17 protein-coding genes are annotated in these 19,177 nt (G+C 73.1%); 13 read left to right on the top strand and 4 right to left on the bottom strand.

What is annotated here, in order from left to right; genetic code table 11:
• The first annotated feature begins 53 nt into the window (after positions 1 to 53).
• From AH6_RS11115 to AH6_RS11075, 9 genes are all read left to right on the top strand, one after another.
• Positions 54 to 2,012: a hypothetical protein gene (locus AH6_RS11115; RefSeq protein WP_067477862.1), complete on the top strand. Its 1,959-nt coding sequence runs from the start codon at positions 54 to 56 to the stop codon at positions 2,010 to 2,012.
• Positions 2,013 to 2,132: 120 nt separating this feature from the next.
• Complete coding sequence (locus AH6_RS11110; RefSeq protein WP_067477859.1) at positions 2,133 to 2,774, top strand: DUF1444 domain-containing protein; 642 nt, start codon at positions 2,133 to 2,135, stop codon at positions 2,772 to 2,774.
• 136 nt (positions 2,775 to 2,910) lie between these two features.
• On the top strand, positions 2,911 to 4,440 hold the full coding sequence (locus tag AH6_RS11105) for a class I adenylate-forming enzyme family protein (protein WP_067477856.1): 1,530 nt from the start codon (positions 2,911 to 2,913) through the stop codon (positions 4,438 to 4,440).
• 76 nt (positions 4,441 to 4,516) lie between these two features.
• Positions 4,517 to 6,094, top strand: coding sequence for an ABC transporter substrate-binding protein (locus AH6_RS11100; protein WP_067477853.1), 1,578 nt, complete (start codon positions 4,517 to 4,519; stop codon positions 6,092 to 6,094).
• Between the two features lie 4 nt (positions 6,095 to 6,098).
• The gene (locus AH6_RS11095) at positions 6,099 to 7,190 is read left to right on the top strand and encodes an ABC transporter permease (protein WP_245679268.1); all 1,092 of its coding nucleotides are present in this window, start codon (positions 6,099 to 6,101) and stop codon (positions 7,188 to 7,190) included.
• Positions 7,177 to 8,109 (top strand): ABC transporter permease, encoded by a 933-nt coding sequence (locus tag AH6_RS11090; protein WP_083982605.1) that lies wholly within the window; start codon positions 7,177 to 7,179, stop codon positions 8,107 to 8,109. The genes AH6_RS11095 and AH6_RS11090 overlap by 14 nt, the downstream gene beginning before the upstream one ends.
• Positions 8,106 to 9,662, top strand: coding sequence for an ABC transporter ATP-binding protein (locus AH6_RS11085; protein WP_169807834.1), 1,557 nt, complete (start codon positions 8,106 to 8,108; stop codon positions 9,660 to 9,662). Before AH6_RS11090 ends, AH6_RS11085 begins: the two co-directional genes overlap by 4 nt.
• A 109-nt stretch (positions 9,663 to 9,771) precedes the next feature.
• The gene (locus AH6_RS11080) at positions 9,772 to 10,971 is read left to right on the top strand and encodes a polysaccharide deacetylase family protein (protein WP_067477973.1); all 1,200 of its coding nucleotides are present in this window, start codon (positions 9,772 to 9,774) and stop codon (positions 10,969 to 10,971) included.
• Positions 10,972 to 11,145: 174 nt separating this feature from the next.
• Entirely contained in the window at positions 11,146 to 11,778 is a 633-nt protein-coding gene (locus AH6_RS11075; RefSeq protein WP_067477850.1) for a LysE family translocator, read from the top strand.
• A gap of 10 nt (positions 11,779 to 11,788) precedes the next feature.
• Here AH6_RS11075 and AH6_RS11070 read toward each other — a convergent pair whose 3' ends face one another.
• Positions 11,789 to 12,403 (bottom strand): PepSY domain-containing protein, encoded by a 615-nt coding sequence (locus tag AH6_RS11070; protein WP_067477847.1) that lies wholly within the window; start codon positions 12,401 to 12,403, stop codon positions 11,789 to 11,791.
• Between the two features lie 114 nt (positions 12,404 to 12,517).
• On the bottom strand, positions 12,518 to 13,912 hold the full coding sequence (locus tag AH6_RS11065; protein ID WP_245679267.1) for an amino acid permease: 1,395 nt from the start codon (positions 13,910 to 13,912) through the stop codon (positions 12,518 to 12,520).
• Positions 13,913 to 14,072: 160 nt separating this feature from the next.
• Here AH6_RS11065 and AH6_RS11060 point away from each other — a divergent pair, with 160 nt between their 5' ends.
• Positions 14,073 to 15,026 carry an alpha/beta hydrolase gene (locus AH6_RS11060; RefSeq protein WP_067477844.1) on the top strand — a complete coding sequence of 318 codons (954 nt, stop codon included), beginning with the start codon at positions 14,073 to 14,075 and terminating at the stop codon, positions 15,024 to 15,026.
• On the opposite strand, the gene AH6_RS11055 is transcribed toward AH6_RS11060, so the two are convergent.
• Positions 15,023 to 16,792, bottom strand: coding sequence for a serine/threonine-protein kinase (locus AH6_RS11055; protein WP_067477841.1), 1,770 nt, complete (start codon positions 16,790 to 16,792; stop codon positions 15,023 to 15,025). The genes AH6_RS11060 and AH6_RS11055 overlap by 4 nt on opposite strands.
• A 194-nt stretch (positions 16,793 to 16,986) precedes the next feature.
• On the opposite strand from AH6_RS11055, the gene AH6_RS47195 reads away from it, so the two are divergent.
• Positions 16,987 to 17,556, top strand: a complete 570-nt coding sequence (locus tag AH6_RS47195; RefSeq protein WP_245679266.1) for a hypothetical protein — start codon at positions 16,987 to 16,989, stop codon at positions 17,554 to 17,556.
• On the opposite strand, the gene AH6_RS11050 is transcribed toward AH6_RS47195, so the two are convergent.
• On the bottom strand, positions 17,548 to 18,189 hold the full coding sequence (locus AH6_RS11050; RefSeq protein WP_067477838.1) for a TetR family transcriptional regulator: 642 nt from the start codon (positions 18,187 to 18,189) through the stop codon (positions 17,548 to 17,550). The genes AH6_RS47195 and AH6_RS11050 overlap by 9 nt on opposite strands.
• Before the next feature lie 251 nt (positions 18,190 to 18,440).
• Here AH6_RS11050 and AH6_RS11045 point away from each other — a divergent pair, with 251 nt between their 5' ends.
• Both AH6_RS11045 and AH6_RS11040 read left to right on the top strand, forming a co-directional pair.
• Complete coding sequence (locus tag AH6_RS11045; protein WP_067477965.1) at positions 18,441 to 18,713, top strand: hypothetical protein; 273 nt, start codon at positions 18,441 to 18,443, stop codon at positions 18,711 to 18,713.
• Between the two features lie 160 nt (positions 18,714 to 18,873).
• A complete protein-coding gene (locus AH6_RS11040; RefSeq protein ID WP_067477835.1) occupies positions 18,874 to 19,161 on the top strand; it encodes a DUF6504 family protein in 288 nt (95 codons plus the stop codon).
• Positions 19,162 to 19,177: the final 16 nt, after the last annotated feature.

Below are 19,177 nucleotides of genomic sequence, written 5' to 3'. Positions count from 1 at the left end.
CACCCTGTTCTGAGCGGGATTCATGTTTGGGCGGGGTGGCGCCGGTGCGGCGAATGACGATCATGACCGGCGTGTTGCTGGCGGCGCTGCTGCCCGCGGTTCCGGCGCAGGCGGGCGGGGCACTGGACGTCGCCGCTCAGCAGGCCGCGCAGGGGTGCGATCCCATCGACCCCGCCGGTTGTCTCGTCCCGTTCCCCAACGACTGGTACACGGTCAAGGACGCCTCCACCGTCACCGGGCGGCGCGTCGCCTTCAAGCCCGGCGCGATGCCCCGCAACCTGTTCGGCAAGGGGATCGATCCGGCTGAGTTCAACCGCAACGACGGTTTCTCGCCGGGGACTCCGATCCTGATCCGTGTCCCTGGGCTCGACCCCGCGCGGTCCGGTCTCGCTCCGAGCACCGACATCGGCCGCTCGTTGCGTGCTGATGCTCCATTGGCCTTGGTCAACGCCCGCACCGGCAAGCGCCAGCCCTACTGGACCGAGCTCGACGCCCAGGACCCGCAGCACCGGACGTTGATCGTCCGGCCTGCTGTTCGGCTGGACGAAGGGGCTCGCTACCTCGTCGCCGTTCGCGGGCTGCGCGACGCCCAGGGCAAGGCCATCCCGGCCGGGGAAGTCTTCACCGCGCTCGCCAAGCCCGCTGCTCCGACGGATAAGCGTCTCAAGCCCCGCTGGCAGGCCCTCCAGACCACGTTGCAGGACCTCCGCCGCGTCGGCGTCCCCACCGGCGGCCTCAACCTCGCCTGGGACTTCACCACCGCCTCCGCCCGCAGCCTCACCGGCCGCGCCGTCGCCATGCGCGACACCGCCTTCAAGCAGCTCGGCGCCAAGGCCCCCAAGGTCCGCATCACCTCCGTCAAGGACGGCGGCGACGACCCCCGCATCGCCAAGCGCGTCCAGGGCCTCATCGAGGTGCCCAGCTTCCTCGACCCCACCGGCACCAAGCTCACCTACGCCAAGGACAAGCCCGGCCCCTACGACCCGCCGACCGCACCTACGTGGCGCACCTACCACGCCCCGTTCCAGTGCAACGTGCCGCGCACCGCCCTCAAGACCCCCGCGCGCCCCGTCCTCTACGGCCACGGCCTGTTCGGTGACTACAGCGTCGTCGACTCCGACGCTTCCACCGCCTTCTCCGCCGAGCACAACCTCATGCTCTGCGCCACCAACTGGATGGGCATCTCCGGCCCCGACAAGCCCTACCTCGCGCTGCTGGCCGACCTCAGCAACTTCCGGCTCGTCCCCGACCGCATGCAGCAGTCCTACCTCAACACCCTCTTCCTCGGCCGCTGGATGATCCACGACAAGGGCGCGCGGCAGGCGCTCGGCCCCGTCCTGGACCCCAAGGCCAAGCTCACCTACGCGGGCGTCAGCCACGGCGGCATCCAGGGCGCCGCCCTCACCGCGCTCGCCCAGGACTTCACCACCTCGGTCCTGAGCGTCCCCGGCATGGGCTTCTCGACGTTGCTCAACCGCAGCTCCTCCTTCGCCTCCGTTCAGCAGGTCATCGACCTGCCCTACCCCGACAAGGCCGAGCAGCAGGTCGGGTTCGCGCTGATGCAGATGCTCTGGGACCGCGGCGAGGCCAACGGGTACGCCGCGCACCTGGTCAAGGACCCGCTGCCGGGCACGCCCGCCCACCGGGTGCTGCTGCACGAGGCGTTCGGCGACGACGCCGTCTCCAACGTCACGACCGAGGTCGAGGCCCGCAGCCTCGGCATCCCCGTCAAGCAGCCCGCCCTGCGGCCCGGACGCAGCGCCGACGTGACGCCACTGTGGGGCATCCCCGCCATCCCGAGCTTTCCCTACACCGGGTCCGCGCTGGTCATGTGGGACAGCGGCAGCCCCGCCGCGCCGCCCGGCAACGTCCCGCCGCACCCCGACCCCAGCCCCCACGACAGCACCGTTCGCAACCCCCTCGCCCGCGCGCAGGCCGCGCACTTCCTGAAGACCGGCGGGCAGGTCGTGGACGTGTGCGGCGGCGGGCCGTGCGTCATCGCCCCGAGGTGACGGCTCACCCACCGCGACGTCCGGAACACGTAACGAGATGACGGGGTTCCGGCGTCCGCCCGCGCGCCCCCGGTAGGGTGATCCACTGCTGACCGCACAGGCCCTCAGGAGGATCGTCCCGTGACCGAACCGCGGACCAGTCTCATCGTCCCGCTGTTGAAGGCGCGGGTGCCGGCCGAGGTGCAGCTCGAATTCCCGCTGCCGCCCGACGAGGAGCCGGTCCGCGAGCCGCTGGCGGGCGACCTGTACGTCACCTACGCGCTGGAGCTGGCCGACGAACAGGGCCGGGGCCGCCGCCACGAGCACGTGGCCCGGCGGCACTGCGCCGACCTCGGCGTCGAGCCCGGCGACCTGCGCCGCCTCGCCGCCGTCAACCTGCACGACCGCCGCACCGACCTGGCGCTGAACTGGTACCCCGACGCGCGCGCCGTCACCGTCTCGCTCGGCGAGGGCGGCCTGGAGTCGGGGCTGCTGCTGGACGACGGCTTCCTCGACAAGCTCGCCCAGGACGTCGAGGGCGACCTGGTGGCGGCGGTCCCGGGCCGCGACGTGTTCGTGGCCACCGGCACCGGCCACCCCGAGGGCGTGGAGAAGTTGCGCTGGGCCGTCGCGCGCGTCTGGTCCGAGGAGGGCGCCCCGCCGGAGGGCGACGGCGCGGAGCACGACGCGGCCGACCCCGACTGGGACGTGCCCGCCGGGCAACTCCTCACCCGGGATCTTTTGGTCCGTCGGGACGGGGCCTGGACGGTGCTGGCCGAGTAGTCCAACGGCCCGGCCCGCCCCGTAGGTATGACCTAATCGCACGTTCCTTCAGACCGAAATACCGCGAACCCGCCGTGTCGGTATGCCTACCCGGCGTAGCCTCCGCTTGGTGTCCCCAGGCAGGAGGAGCTCCGCTATGGAAGGCAATCTCGCGGACGTGCTGGCCCGCCGCGCCGATACCTACGGATGGCGCGACCGGCCGCTGTTCCACGCGGGCGAGGCGGTTTTCAGTCACGGTGAGGTGCACGACGCGGCCGCCCGCGCGGCCGGGGTCCTGCACGCGGTCGGGATACGGCCCGGCCACCGCGTGCTGCTCGCGCTGCCCGATTCGGTGGCGTTCGTCACGGCCCTGCTCGGTACGTTGCGGCTCGGCGCGGTCGCGGTGCTGGCCGGGCCCGAGCAGTCCGAGGCCGAGCACGCCCACCTGCTGGCCGACGCCGACCCGCAGGCGGTGGTGTGCGCGCCGGAACTGGTGGGCCGGTTTCCCGCCGTGCACGCGGTCACCGGCGAGGACCTGACCGACGAGCCCGCCATGGTGCCCGAGCCCGTCGCGGTGGAGCCCGGCGCGCCCGCGTACGTGCAGTACACCTCCGGCACCACCGGCCCGCCGAAGGGCGTGGTGCACCGGCACTCCGACCCGCTGGTGTACCTGCGCGCGCTGGGGATCGGCGCGCTGGGGGTGCGGTCCGACGACGTCGTCTTCTCGCTGTCCAAGGCGTGCTACCCGTTCGGGCTGGGGGCGTCGGTGTTCTTCCCGATGCTGGCCGGGTGCTCGGCGGTGTTGTGGGAGCGGCAGCCGAGCGTGGCGGGGGCCGTCGAGCAGGCCCGGCGGCACCGGCCGACGCTGCTGTTCACGGTGCCGACCTGGTACGCGCGCCTGGTGGGCGCGCCCGACGCCGCGGCGCCGGTGCGCGCCGCGTTCTCCTCGCTGCGCGCGGCGCTGTCGGCGGGCGAGCCGCTGCTGCCGTCGCTGGCCGACCGCATCGAGGAGGTGCTGGGCTGCCCGGTGCTGGACGGGCTGGGCAGCACGGAGGTGGGGCACACGTTCGTCTCCAACACCGTCACCCGCCGCAGGCGGGGGACGCTGGGGACGGTGCTGGACCCCTTCGAGATCGCGGTGCGGGTCGAGCACGGGCAGGGCGGGGGCCCGCCCGTTCCGGCCCGCACCGGCGAGACCGGCGTGTTGTACGTGCGGGGCCCGTCGGTGATGCGCGAGTACCTCGGCAGGCCCGAGCAAACCGCCGAGGTGCTCTCGCCGGACGGCTGGTTGCGCACGGGCGACCTGGTGCACGTGGACGAGGAGGGCTTCGTCCACCACCACGGGCGGCTGCTGGACCAGGTCACGCTGGCGGGGCACCGGGTGACGCCGCTGAAGGTGGAGCGCGTGCTCGGCCAGCACCCGGCGGTGGTGGAGGTCGTGGTGGTGCCCGGCCCGGGGGACGTGCCGGGGGCGGAGGGCGTGCTGCGGGCGTTCGCGGTGCTGGAGGAGTGCGCGGTGCGGGAGGAGCGGGCGCTGCCGCTGCCGGACCTGGCGGAGGACCTGCTGGCGTTCGCGCGCGAGCGGCTCCCGGCGCACGAGGTGCCGCAGTCGGTGACGTTCCTGGCCGAGCTGCCGCGCACCGCCACCGGCAAGATCAGGCGCAGCGCGCTGGGTCGTGATCGTTGACGGGGTGCCGAATCGGGCGCAGGGGACGTTTGCGGCTATAGTCGCTTGTTGCGAATCGGTTGCAACAAGGAGTCTCATGCGCAAGTCCGCCCTCGTCATCGGGACCGTCGCCGCCGCGACCGGTCTGCTGGCCACCGGCTGCGGCTCCGGCGGCGACGCCGGGTCGGGCAAGTCCGGCGGCACCTTCACCTACGCGATCGGCGACGAGCCGGAGACGCTCAACCCGGCGCTCCAGGACGAGCACACCGACCCGGTCACCGAGCTGGTGTTCTGCGGCCTGACCAGGCACGACGCCGCCAACAAGGTGGTGCCGGGCCTGGCCGAGTCCTGGCAGGTCGGCAAGGGCGGCACGGAATACACCTTCAAGCTGCGCTCCGGCCTGACCTGGCACGACGGCAAGCCGATCACGTCCAAGGACGTCAAGTTCACCGTGGACGCGGTCAAGCAGGCCGCCGCCGACGCGCCGCTGTCGCGCAACTTCGCCGCCGTCAAGGCCGTGGAGACGCCCGACCAGAGCACGGTGAGGTTCGTGCTGAGCAAGCCGTTCGCGCCGCTGTTGGACGCGGTGTCGATGGGCCTGCTGCCCGAGCACGCGCTGGCCGGGAAGAAGCTGACCGACGCCGGATTCGGGCAGAGCCCGGTCGGCAGCGGCCCGTTCAAGCTGACGACCTTCAAGCCCGGCCAGTACGCCGAGCTGGAGTCGTTCGGCGGCTACTACGAGGGCAAGCCCAAGCTGCCCAAGATCGTGATCAAGTACGTGCCGGACGACACCGCGCGGCTGATCCAGCTCAAGAACGGCGAGGTGGACGGCGCGCACGTCCAGCCGCAGCAGGTCGCCAAGGTGAAGGACGACGGGAAGGTCCGGCTGGAGACCTACCCGACCGCCGACTACCGCGCGCTCATGTTCAACTTCAAGCGGCCCGTCTTCGCCGACAAGGCGATCCGGCAGGCGATGAACTACGCCGTCGACCGCGACGCGATCGTCAAGAGCGTGCTGGCCGGACAGGGCTCCCCGGCGACCGGCCCGCTCGACCAGAGCCCGTACAAGAGCGACGCCGCCCCCTTCACGTTCGACCCGGCGAAGGTCGAGGAGCTGATGAAGGGCGCCGGATACGCCAAGAACGGCCAGGGCCTGTGGGAGAAGGGCGGCAAGACCGTCCGGTTCGAGCTGTCCACCTTCGCCGAGGACTCGGCCCGCGTGGCGATCCTCAACGTGGCGGCGACCCAGCTCAAGCAGCAGGGCTTCGACATCGTCCCGAACCCGCGCCCCAAGGACTGGGTGCGCAAGCACTGGGGCGACCTGGAGGCGTTCGTCGTCGGCTGGGGCACCCCCTACGACGCCGACTCCTCGGTGTTCGGGCCGTTCCACTCCTCGCAGGCGCTCGACAAGGGCGGCTCCAACTACGGCACCTACAACAACCCGCAGGTGGACAAGGCCCTGGAGGCGGGCCGCGACACCATGGACGAGGGCGAGCGCAAGGCCGCCTACGCCGACTTCCAGAAGGCGCTGGCCGAGGACCCGCCGTTCGTGTGGATCGCCTACCTCGACACCAACAACGCGGTGCCGAAGAACCTGACCGGCCCCGCCAAGCGGACGCTGGGCCACCACGGCTACGGCTTCTTCTGGAACGCCGAGAAGTGGGCCTGGTCCTAGTCCGTTGAAGCGCTTCCTGGTCCGCCGGGCGGCGACGGCCCTCGCGGTCGTCGTCGCCCTGTCGGCGCTCTGCTTCGCGCTGCTGGACCTGGCGCCGGGCAGCCCTGCCGCCAGCGTCCTGGAGGCGCGCAGCGGCGGCCGCCCGCCGAGCGCCGCCGACGTGGCGCGGCTGGAGCGCGAGATGGGGTTGGACGACCCGTTGCCCGTCCGGTACGGGCGCTGGGTCGCGGACGCCGTGCGGGGCGACTTCGGCGTCTCCTACGGCAGCGGCCGCCCGGTCAGCGAGATCATCGCCGAGACCGCGCCGTGGACCGCGCTGTTGACCGCCGTCGCGATGGTGTTCAGCGTGGCCGGGGCGATCGCCGTCGGGCTGGCGGCGGCGCTGACGCGGCGCGCGTGGGCGCGGCGGGCGATCGAGACGGCGCTGTTCGCGCTCGGCGGGATGCCGGGCTTCGTGACGGCGCTGCTGCTGTTGTGGATCTTCGCGGCGTGGCTCCAGGTCCTGCCGTCGGGCGGGCTGAACCGGCCGGGCGAGCCGATCACGGCCGGGGTCCTGATCCCGCACCTGATCCTGCCCGCCCTGGCGTTGTCGTTCGGGCACCACTTCGGGACCTACGCGCGGCTCGTGCAGACCGGCGTCGGGCGGTTGCGCGGCGCGCCGCACGTGGCGAACGCGCGGGCGCGCGGGCTGGCCCGCCGGACGGTGACGGCGCGGCACCTGCTGCGGCCGGGCCTGGTGCCGTTCGCGGCGCGGCTCGGCGTGGGGGTGGGCGGCCTGATCGCCGGGGCCTACGCCACCGAGATGATCTTCTCCTGGCCGGGGGTGGGACGGCAGACGATCCTGGCCGCGCAGAAGGAGGACTACCCGGTGCTGGCGGCGCTGGTGCTGGTCGCCGGGGTGGTCGTGGTCGCGGCGAACCTGCTGGGCGACCTGGCGGTGGCGTGGCTGGACCCGCGCGTCCGCTTGAGCGGCGCGGCCCCGGGGTCGCCGCCCGGCGGGACGCCCGGGTCGCCGCCTGGCGGCGGGGTGCCTGAGACTGCGGCGACGCCGTCTGGGCCCGTCTCTTCTGGGAAGGCCGCCGATGCCCTCCACTGACCGCCTGACCACATCACCCACCACAGACACCGGCGCCCCGGCCTCGGGGGACGGGGCGCCGGGCAAGACCGTCGCGGGCGCGCGGCCCGGCTTCTACGCGCTGCGGCTGCCCGTGCGGCGGCCCGGCGTGTGGGCCGTCGCGGCCGTGCTCGCGCTGCTCGCGCTCGCGGCGCTCTGCGCGCCGCTGCTCACCCCCTACGACCCGCTCGCCACCAACACCGACGCCACCGGCCTGCCGCCCGGCTCGCCCGGCCACCCCCTGGGCACCGACCTGCTGGGCCACGACCTGCTGGCGCGGTTGTTGTACGGCGCGCGCACCTCGTTGCTGGTCGGCCTGATCGCCGCCGTGATCACCGTGCTGGCCGGGGTGTTGCTGGGCGGGCTCGCCGCCGCCGGGCCGCGCTGGCTGGACGGCCTGGTCGCGCGGGTCGCCGACGTGCTGCTGTCGTTGCCGATGCTGATCGTGGTGACGGCGCTGGCCGCCCTGCTCGGCCGCTCGCTGGGCACGGTCGTGCTCGCGGTGGCGGTGACGAGCTGGATGCCCGTCGCCCTGGTCGCCCGCGCCGAGCTGATCAGCCAGCGCGAGCGGCTCTACGTGCGCGCCGCCCACGCCCTCGGCCTGTCGCGCGGCCAGGTGCTGGTCCGGCACCTGCTGCCGGGCGCGCTGCCGCCGATCGCGTCGATCGCCGCGTTCGAGGTCGGGCACGCGATCCTGACCGAGTCCACGCTGAGCTTCTTCGGCCTCGGCATCCCGCCGAACCGGCCGAGCTGGGGCAATCTGCTCACCGAGGCCCAGGCCCACCTGCTGACCGGCGAGTGGTACACCGTGGCGTTCCCGGCCGCCTGCATCGTGGTGACGATCCTGGCGGTCAACGTGCTGGCGTCGGCGGTCGCGAGCGGCGAGGGGCGGGCCTGGTGAGCGACGCCCTGAAGATCGAGGACCTGACCGTCGCGGTCCCCGGCCGCACCGTCGTGGACGGCCTGTCGCTGGCGGTCGCGCCCGGCCGGGTCGTGGCGCTGGTCGGGCCGAGCGGCAGCGGCAAGAGCCTCACCGCCCGTTCGGTGCTCCGGCTGCACGACCCCGAGCACCGCGTGACCGTCACCGGCCGCATCTTGATCGGCGGCACCGACGTGCTGGCCCTGGGACGGCGAGCGCTGCGCGAGGTGCGGGGCCGCCGCGTCGGCTACGCGTTCCAGGACGCCGCCGCCAGCCTCAACCCGACCGTCACCGTCGGCCGCCACTTCACCGAGACCGTCCGCGCGCACGACGCGGGCGACCCGCGTGAGCTGGGCGCGGCGGCGTTGCAGCGGTGCGGGCTGGAAGCGGGGCAGGTGTGGGACGCGCGCCCCTACGAGCTGTCGGGCGGGCAGGCGCAGCGCGTCGCGCTGGCGCTGGCCACCGTCCTGGAGCCGGACCTGCTGATCGCCGACGAGGTCACCACCGCGCTGGACCCGGTCACCCAGGCCGAGGTGCTGGACACCGTCCGGGCGCAGGCCGCCGAGCGGGGCCGCGCGGTGCTGCTGATCACGCATGACCTGGCCGTGGCGGGCCGCTGGGCCGACGAGGTCGCGGTGTTGTCGGGCGGCCGGATCGTCGAGCAGGGGCCGAGCGCGGAGGTGCTGGCCGCGCCGCGCGCCGCGTTCACCCGCGAGCTGGTCGCCGCCGCCCGCCTGGACACCGCGCTGGAAGCTCCCGCCGAAGTCCCTGATGGCGGGCCGCTGCTGGAGACGCGGGACGTGCGGCGCGTGCTCCGAGGTAAGGGCCGTGTCACCCGGGCGCTGGACGGCGTGGACTTCGCCGTCCGCCCCGGCGAGTCGGTCGCGGTCGTGGGCCGCAGCGGCTCGGGCAAGTCCACCCTGGTCGGCGTGCTGGCCGCGCTGGACCGGCCCGACGCCGGGCAGGTCGTGGCCGCCGGGCGCGACGTGTGGGGGCTGCGCGACCGCGAGCGGCGCGAGCTGCGGCGCGGCTCGGGGCTGGTGTTCCAGGACGCGCTGGCCTCCTTCGACCCCCGCTACACCGTCGGCAAGGTCGTCGCGGAGGCGCTGGGCCGCCGCGCGTCCAAGGGGACGGACGTCGGCGAGCTGCTGGAACGCGTCGGCCTCGATCCGGCGATGGCGGACCGCCGCCCGGCGTCGTTGTCGGGCGGCGAGCGCCAGCGCGTCGCGCTCGCCCGCGCGCTGGCCGCCGGGCCGCGCGTCCTGATCGCCGACGAGCCCACCACCGGCCTGGACGTCCTGGCCCAGGAACGCGTCCTGGCGCTGCTGGCGGAGCTGCGCCGCGACACCGGCCTCGCGATCGTGTTCGTCACCCACGACCTGCGGGTGGCGCGGCGGATCGCCGACCGCGCGGTGGTGCTGGCCGCCGGGCGGATCGCCGAAGAACTGCCCGTCACGGCGCTGGCGGGTGCCCGGCACCCCGAGACCCGCGCGCTGCTGGCCGCGACGCCCGCGATGGCAACCGGAGTGCAATAACGCGGTGATCGTCCGGCAGGACGCGTCCGCCGCCCCCGCCCTCACCCCCTCTCACCTGCGACGTTGGAGATCCCGGCGGTTCGGTCCAGGGACGGGGTGTGCGGTGGGCGTGGCGAAGGCGACCGTGGGCGCGACGGTCGGAGCGGTGCTGGTGGCGGGCGTGGTGCGCGGCTGCGGGTTGTGGGGCGCGGAGACCGTCCCCCGGGCCCTGCCGTCCCACGACGCGGCCCCGGAGGCCGGCGCCGCCGAGGCGGCCGAGCGGCGGCCCGCCCTCATCGGCGACGGCTCCACCTCGTTCACCGGGAGCCAGCCCGGCGCGGTCCGCGCCGAGCGGATGCGGCCCGGCCAGCGGCCCCCGCAGTTCGTGGTGTTCTCCTGGGACGGCGCGGGCGAGGACTCCAACCGGCTGTTCTCGCGCTTCCGCGAGCTGGGCGCGGAGCTGGGCGCGACGCAGACCTTCTTCCTCAGCGGCCTCTACGTGCTGCCCGAGTCCGAGCGGATGCGCTACCGGCCGCCGGGCCACCCGCGCGGCGCGTCGGCGATCAGCTACCTGTCCGACGACGCGGTGCGCCGCACGGTGGGCGAGATCGGCCGCGCCTGGAAGAGCGGCAACGAGATCGGCACCCACTTCAACGGCCACTTCTGCGGCCCCACCGGCGTGAACTCCTGGACGCCCGCGCAGTGGCGCTCGGAGATCACCCAGGCCAAGTGGTTCGTCAAGAACTGGAAGACCACGACCGGCTGGACGGACCGGCCGCCGCTGCCGTTCGACTACGACAAGGAGCTGATCGGCGGCCGCACGCCCTGCCTGGAGGGCCGCGCCAACCTGCGCAAGGCCGCCCGCGGCCTCGGCTTCCGCTACGACTCCAGCGGCAACGGCATGCAGGTCTGGCCCAAGCGGCGCGACGGGTTGTGGGACATCCCGCTCCAGCAGGTGCCGTTGCCCGGCCGCGGCAGCGAGGTCCTGGCGATGGACTACAACTACATGGCCAACGGCGCGGGCGGCGCGGCGATGCGCGCGAGCCTGATGAAGGGCTTCGACCGCGCCTACCACGGCAACCGCGCCCCGCTGATCGTCGGCAACCACTTCGAGCAGTGGCGGGGCGGCTCCTACATGGAGGCCGTCGCCGACGTCATGCGCGCGGTGTGCACCAGGTCCGAGGTGCGGTGCGTGTCGTTCCGCACGCTGGTGGACTGGCTGGACGCGCAGGACCCCGTCGTGCTGGCCCGGCTGCGGGAGCTGAACGTGGGGGAGCGCCCGGCCGGCGGCTGGCCCGGCCCGGACCGCCGCGTGCTGGGCGCGCCCTGACCACGCCCTCGCTCACACCTTGAGGGACAGCGTCTCCAGCGCGTCCACCAGCGCCTTCATGTCGGGCTGCGCGGCGGCCTCGTCCAGCGCGTTCTGGAGCGCGGTGTTGGCGGTGCGGTAGCGGCCGGTAAATCGGTGTCGGCGCCCGCGGGGCGCTGCGTAGTGTGCGGATCCATGATCTCGCTCGGGCAGTTGCTCGCCTTCTCCGCGATGGCGGTCGCCATCATCCTCGTCCCCGGCCCCACGATCCTGTTCGTGGTCGGCCGGGCGCTCGCCCAGGGCCGCCGCGCCGCGCTGACCAGCGTGGTCGGCAACACCCTGGGCGCGCTGACGCTCAGCACGGCGGTGGCGCTGGGCGTCGGCTCGGTCGTGGCGCGCTCGGCGCCGGTGTTCGTCGCCGTGAAGCTGGTGGGCGCGGCCTACCTGATCTACCTGGGCGTGCAGGCGTTCCGGCACCGGCGGTCGTTGCGGGAGGCGCTGGGCGCGCCGGTGGAGCGGCGCGGGCGGGCGCTGCGGCAGGGCTTCGTCGTCGGGCTCACCAACCCGAAGACGACGGTGTTCTTCGCGGCCGTGCTGCCGCAGTTCGTGGTGCCGGAGCAGGGGCGCGTGCCGGTGCAGATGATGGTGTTCGGGCTGGTCTTCTGCGCGATCGCGCTGCTGTGCGACAGCATGTGGGGCGTGGCGGCGGGGACGGCGCGCGAGTGGTTCGCCCGGTCGCCGCGCCGGTTGTCGGCCGTGGGCGGGACGGGCGGGATGATGATGATCGGGCTGGGTGTCACCGTGGCCGCCACGGGCCGCAAGGACTGAGCCTTCCGGGTCAGCCGGTGGTGTCGGAGACCTTGTCGCCCGACCCGGCGTCGATGCTGATGGAGCGCTTGCCGCCGTCGGTCGTCTGGACGTCGGCCTCCCAGACGGTGCGGCCCTGGTGGCCGTCGAGGTTCAGTTCGGTGACGTGGCCGCCGCCCGCGATCTGGAGGACCTTGTCGGCGGCGGCCTTGTAGTCGAGCTTGGCGGCCTTGACGCGGTCCCGGTGCTTGGTCTTGTCGGCGGCGCCCTCCTGCTTGGGGGTGTCGCTGAGGACCTTGCCGTCGGCGGCGTCCACCACGACCTCGTGCTCGGTGCCGTCGCTGGTGACGGTCTGGACTTCCCAGCGAGACTCGTTGTCCTCGGTCTCGATGGAGATGACCGTGCTGCCGGGCACCTTGGCGAGGGCGGCCTTGGCGGCGCGCTCCAGGCTGGCCTGGTCGGGCGGCGCGGGAGCGGTGAGCGTGACACCGGACGCGGACGGCGTGGCGGCGGCGCTGGTGCTGGCGGCGGCGCTCGGGGACGCGGAGGACGAGGACGAGTCGCCGTCCCCGCAGGCCCCCAGCGCCACGACGGTGGCGCAGGCGACGGCGGACACGCGCAGGACCAGGGACGAGTTGACCGGCATAAGCGCACGTTAGGCCGCGTTCAGCCCCGGACCGCCGCCGTTTGCCAGAAGATCCACAACTCTTGTGCCCGTTTTGGAGCCGGGACGGCACCGGGGCGGTGCGGGTGCCCGCCGCTACCGGTCCTGGGGGAGCACCTCGACGTGGGTCACCGGCGGCTTGCGGCCGAAGCGTTTGCGCAGCGGGTAGGCCGCCGCCACCGCCAGCAGGCTCACCAGGGACGCGACGAGCTGGGAGCGCAGGTCCGGCATCACCGCCATCGACACCAGCACCGCGCCCAGGGCGACGACCACCAGCCAGGACAGGTACGGGTAGCCCCACATCCGGTAGGTGAGGCTCGCCGGGTCCTCGTGTTCCAGGCGGGCGCGCAGGCGGAGCTGGGAGAACATGATGGCCAGGTAGACGAAGGCCAGGATGACGCCGATCGAGTTCATCAGGAACTTGAACACCGCGTCGGGGGAGACGTAGGAGGCGATCACCGCGCCCCAGGCGGCGACGGTGCCCAGCAGGATCGCGCGCACCGGCACGCCGTTGCGGTTCAGCTTCACCAGGCCCGCCGGGGCGTCGCCGTCGCGGGTGAGGACGTACAACATCCGGGACGAGACGTAGATCGCCGAGTTCAGCACCGACAACACCGCGGTGAGGATGACCGCCTGCATCACGGTCCCGGCCGCCGGGACGCCGATCCGCTCCAGCGCGCTGACGAACGGGCTGGTCAGCACCTCGGCGTCGTTCCACGGCAGGATCGCCACCACCAGGAAGATCGACAGCACGTAGAACAGGCCGACCCGCCACAACACGTTGCTGGTGGCGCGGGCCACCGCGCGGCCGGGCTCGGAACTCTCGGCGGCGGCGATGGTGACGATCTCGGTGCCGCCGAAGGCGAACATCACCGCCACGATCGCGGTGAAGATCGAGGTGACGCCGTTGGGCACCAGCCCGCCGTGCGCGGTGAGGTTGCCCAGCCCGCCTGGCGCGTCGGGCCACAGGCCGAGCACGTACAGGATGCCGAGCACGGCGAAGACCAGGATCGCGGCGACCTTGATCGAGGCGAACCAGAACTCGAACTCGCCGAACGACTTCACCGACACCAGGTTGACGGCCGTCATCACCACCAGCAGCGCCGCCGCCAGCACCCACTGCGGCAGGTCGATCCAGGCCGCCAGGATCGCCGCCCCGGCCACCGCCTCGGCGCCGACCAGGATCACGTACAGGTACCAGTAGAGCCAGCCGATCGTGAACCCGGCCACCGGGCCCAGCGCCATCCGGGCGTACTCGGCCAGCGACCCGGCCACCGGGCGGGCCACCACCATCTCGCCGAGCGCGCGCAACACGCACAACACGAGCAGGCCCGCCGCCGCGTACGACACGATCGCGGCCGGGCCCGCCGTCCGGATCACGTTGCCGCTGCCGACGAACAGGCCCGCGCCGACCGCGCCGCCGATGGCGAGCATGGTCATGTGGCGGCGGCGCAGCCCCGCCTGCAAGCCGTTCTGCTGGTTTTCGGACATCCTCGACCTTCTGCTGAGCGCGCGTTCTGGGCAGGGCTTTACCCTAGATGGCCTGCGGTGATGCTTACGCTCGTACCGAGGATGGCCGCTTTTCGGTCGGTCGGATCGTCGGTTGTCCGATTTTTGGGATCATGGCGCCGGGAGGCCCTACGCTGGCCCCATGGACGTGAGCGTGGACGTGCTGGGGCCGGAGTACGAGGCGATCGAGCTGCCGCTGGGCGAGGACGCCGAGGGGCCCGTCGTCGCGACCCTGGTGCGCCGCCGCGCCACCGACCCCGGTCGCCGCGCCGTGCTGTACGTGCACGGCTTCATCGACTACTTCTTCCAGAAGCACCTCGCCGACCACTACCTGGACCGGGGCTTCGACTTCTACGCCCTGGACCTGCGCAAGTACGGCCGCTCGCTCCGCCCGCACCAGACGCCCAACTTCGTCGGCAGCCTCACCGACTACTTCCCCGAGATCGACGAGGCCGTGCGGATCGTCCGCGAGGAGGACGGCCACGACGTCGTGCTGCTGAACGGCCACTCCACCGGCGGCCTGGTCGCCGCGCTGTGGGCCGACCGCGTGCAGGGCCGGGGCCTGGTCGACGGGCTGTTCCTCAACAGCCCGTTCCTGGACATCAACGCGCCCCTGGTCACCCGCAAGGTCGGCGCGGTCGTGGCGGGCGCGCTGCGCGGCCGGTTCCCCAAGGCGACGCTGCCCGCCGCCGTCTCGGAGGCGTACCCGCGCTCCCTGCACCGCGACCACGACGGCGAGTGGGACTTCGACCTGGCCTGGAAGCCGATCGAGGGCTTCCCGGTGCGCGCCGCGTGGCTGGCGGCCGTCCGGCGCGGGCAGCGGCGCGTGCACGCCGGGCTCGACATCGACGTGCCGGTGCTGGTGATGTCGTCGGACCGCACCGTCAAGCCCAAAGCGGGCGTGCTGGACGTCTCCGGCGGCGACGCCGTCCTGGACGTCGAGCACATGGCCCGCTGGGCGCCGCGCCTCGGCCGCGCCGTCACGCTGGTGCGGATCGAGGGCGGGCTGCACGACCTGGTGTTGTCGGCCGCGCCCGCCCGCGACCGGGTGTTCGCCGAACTGGACCGCTGGACGCGCGGCTACCTGCCCGCCTAATCGTTGATCTTCGCGACGCCGTAGTCGTCGAAGTCGGCGACGACTTCCTGCGCGGCGTTGCCGCCCCGGTTCACCAGCAGGCCCACCGACGAGCCGGTCAGCGCGCCGTCCTTGTCGGTCTCGTCGAGCACCTGGTCACCGTTGACCCACAACCGGAGCCGCGCCGCCTTGCCGCCGTCCTCCGACTCGCAGGCGATCTGGAGCTTGTTGGGCTTGTTGGCCTTGAACCCGGGCACCGAGTCGGGCACCGCGATCTCCTTGGTGCCCTGCTCGCCCGACCACCTGCGCAGCGCCGCGCCCTTGCCGTCGTTGCGCACCAGGAAGACGTAGGCGCGCTCCTTCTTGTCGTCGGAGTCGTCGGTGGCCATGCACAACAACCCGTACTGGCCGTCCGGCGCGACCTGCGTCGGGGTGACGGTGGCGGTGATCAGCGCCCGCTTGGGCAGCTCGGACTTGACCGGCGCGTACCGCCAGCGCAGCGGGGCGTTGGCGCCCTGCGTCTGGAGCCGGTACTTGTTGCCGATGTAGCCCGACTCGCTGCTGCTGGGGTTGAACTCGCCGCCCTCCCAGCCGGAGTTGGTGGTGGAGAAGTCGTCGTTGAAGATGCTGGCGGTGTTGTCCGGCGGCCCGCCGCCCAGCAGCGAGTACAGGCCGAACCCGACCACCAGCACCCCGGCGACGGCCGCCGCGCCGATCAGCAGTGGCTTGCGGGGCAGGTCGCCGCCCCCGGCGGGCGGCGCGGCGGCCGCGTCCTGCCGGGTCGGGCCGTCGCCCAGCAGCGCCGTGGCGGCGGGGCGCTGCGACGGCGGCGGCGTCTGCGGCGGCTGCCAGGCGGGGGCCTGCGCCTCGGCGGGCGGCTGCCACGCGGACTGCGGCGCGCCGTTCGCCGGGCCGTGCCACTGCGCCTGGACGGTCTCGGCGAGCTGCGCCGGGTTCGGCTCGGCCGTCCCCACCAGCCGGGCCAGCAGCTCCTGCACCGACGGCCGGTTGCGCGGGTCCTTGTCCAGCGCCGCGCCGACCAACGCGCGCAGCGACGGGTCCAGGTCGTCCAGCTTCGGCGGCTCGTGCGCCACCCGGTAGAAGATCTCCGGGACGGTGTTGCCCGCGAATGGCGCGCGCCCCGTCCCCGCGTAGCCGACCACGCAGCCCCAGGAGAACACGTCGGAGGCCGGGGTGATCGGCTCGCCGCGCAGCAGCTCGGGCGGCAGGTAGTTGGGGGTGCCGACCAGCTGCCCGGTGCGGGTGGGGCCCTCGGCGGCGTCCAGCGCGCGGGCGATCCCGAAGTCGATCACGCGCGGGCCGGTCGCCGACAGCAGCACGTTGGCGGGCTTGAGGTCGCGGTGCACGATCCCCGCGCCGTGGATGGCCGCCAGCGCCGTCGCCACGCCGACCGCCAGGCCCTCCAGGTCCGAGCCGGGCAGCGGGCCACGTTCGGCCACCGCGCGCTCCAGGCTCGGCCCCTCGATGTACTCGGTGACCACGTACAGCGGCTCGTTCTCCAGCTCGGCGTCCAGCACCGGCGCGGTGCAGAACCGGCGCACCTGCCGCGCGGCGGTCACCTCGCGCTCGAACCGGTCGCGGAACGCGGCCTCGCCGGCCAGCTCCCGGTTGATCACCTTCACCGCCACCTGACGGCCGCCGGAGTCCCGGGCCAGGAACACCGTGCCCATGCCGCCGCGGCCGAGCCGGGACAGCAGCCGGTACGGTCCCAGCTCCCGGGGGTCCTCCGGCCGGAGGGCGTCGTTGTCTCCTGAGTGCGTGGTCATCGTGGTCCTGGAGGGTCGGGGGGCCGATGTGCCTGAAACCCTACAGACTGCCAGACACGCCCGACGGGTCAGTAAAGCTCCCTGGCCGGAATCACGTCTCTTGGCCTCGCGGGTACCTGGTCCTGTTCGCCGAATCCGATGGCAGGACAGGGATACGTGCTGTTCCCCTGCGCGCACGTATGGTAGTCGCCAGTGTGTTCGAGATGAAGTTAGTGGTGCAGGTGAAGTTGGAGCCGACGCCCGAGCAGGCGGCGGTGCTGGCGGCGACCTTGCATGCGACGAACCAGGCCGCGAACTGGGTGTCCGAGACAGCTTTCGCCACCGGCGTCAAGCGTGAGTACGCGCTGCGCAAACTCACCTACGCGGCCTTGAAGGAGCAGGGCCTGGGAGCCCAAGCGGCACAGCACGTCATCAAGAAGGTCTGTGACGCCTACGCCGCCTTGGCCGCCCACATCCGCACCGGCCGCCTGCGCGGCCGACGTCGCCGCAACGCCCAGTCAAGACCGAGCGTGCGGATACATGGACAAGCGCAACCGGGTGGCGCAGGCCCGGTTCGTGTGTCGGAGTTGTGGGCTCGCCTGCCACGCAGACCTCAACGCTTCCCGCAACATCGCCGCCCTCGGCGAGATCGCGTGGAACGCGGGGCGTTCGTCAGGCGTCCCAACCGCCCCGCACTAGCGGGAAGGTTCAGACGCGGCGGGCGGCTCCACAGCCGGTGGAGCGCTCAGCAGCAAGCCCGGCAGTCCGCTGCCTGGTCAATCTGACATCCAGTCGCGCATCGTCTCGCGGGCGAGCGCCACGCACTTCTCCACCCGCGCCGCGACGATCGCCGGGTCCCAGATGTCGTGGCGGGCGCAGTCCTCGAAGGCGACGCGGGTGGCGCCGGTGTGGAAGGCCACCACGATCTGCGGGCGCAGGTCGGTCTCGGGGTCCACGCCCTGGCGGCGGGCGATCTCGGCGGCCAGCGTCTTGGCGACGGCGCCGTGCCGGGCCATCTGCGCGGCGATCAGCGCGGGTGTGCTCTCGATCACCATGCGGGCGCGGCGGAAACGGTCGATGTTCTCCGGGGCGCCGTCGGCGAGGGCGCGCAGCATCACCCGCAGCGCCTCGAACAGGGCGGTGAACGGCGGCTCGCCGGGCGGGCGCGCGGCCAGCGCGCGCGCCATCACCGCGTCGTACTCGGCGAACAGGCCGGTGACCACGTCCTCCTTGGCGGCGAAGTAGCGGAAGAAGGTGCGCTGGGACACCTCGACGGCCGCGACGATCTCGTCGATGGTGGTGGCCTCGTAGCCCTGCGCCAGGAACAGCTCCAGCGCGGCGTCGATGAGCGCCAGCCGGGTGAGGCGCTTCTTCTGCTCGCGCAGCCCGGTGCCCTCGTGCCCGGAGGGGGCGGTCATCGGCGTTCTCCTTCGGTGGTCGCGTCCGGCGGCCTCCCGGGGGACCGGGCGTACCTAAGTATGGCCCGTCGCGGGGTCGGTATCCGGCGCGCGGCCGGGTGCGGGAAATAGGTCGGCCCACTCTCCCCGATTGGCTGCGCTGATCATTTGTTCCGGGCCATCCTGGGGAGTAGTTACCAATTGTCGTCGTTCGGGCGCTGCAGGTCACCGGACGGACGGCGGCCCTGTTCCGGTTGAGGCGGCTGATCGCGGTGTCTGTTGTGGGTGCGCGGGAGATCTCCGAGGTGCGGCGGCACCACCTGGCCCTGCTGGCCCACGAGGCCGAGGCGCGCGGCCTGCGCTGGCGGCTGGCGGGCCCGGAGGAGTCGGTGCTGAGCCTGGTGGGCCCGTACTCGCGGCGGCAGGTGATGGTGGTCGCGACGCCGGTGGGCGGCGGCTGGTCGTACCTGTGGCCGGGCGGCGGCATGGCGGACGTGTCCCAGGTGACCGACGTCGCCGACCAGATCCAGCGCATGCTGGGCTGACCCCGCGACCTCGCAAAAGGGGGTTTCCGGACAAAGATCGCCCCACCTTGCGGCCCGCACGGGGGCTTCCCTAGACTCGGTTGCGAACGTATGTTCGAGCCAGGGCCGCATGCCTTCCCCCGTGCGGTGAAACGCACCACGCACAGGGCGGGGGAGGCAGATGACGCGCGTGTTCGGCGATCCGGTCCAGGTCTGGTCGGCGCAGGGGCGTCCGGTCCGGTTCGCCTGGCGGGGGCGGCTCTACACCGTGCGGCGGGTGCTGGAGCACTGGGTCGCCACCCGCGACTGGTGGCGCGAGCAGCTCCCGGACGAGCAGGACCTGCCCGACGCCGTGGGGGAGCGGGAGTACTGGCGGGTGGAGGCCACCCCGGAGCGGGAGATCGGCGTGTACGAGCTGCGGTACGACGCCGCCACCGGGGCCTGGACGTTGTCGCGGGTGTGGGACTGAGGCCGCATGTCGCCTC

It is taken from the genome of Actinomadura hibisca NBRC 15177 (assembly GCF_001552635.1).
Classification (GTDB): domain Bacteria; phylum Actinomycetota; class Actinomycetes; order Streptosporangiales; family Streptosporangiaceae; genus Spirillospora; species Spirillospora hibisca.
The sequence above is the reverse complement of the archived record's forward strand: the minus strand, read 5'-3'. Positions and strand labels throughout refer to the sequence as shown.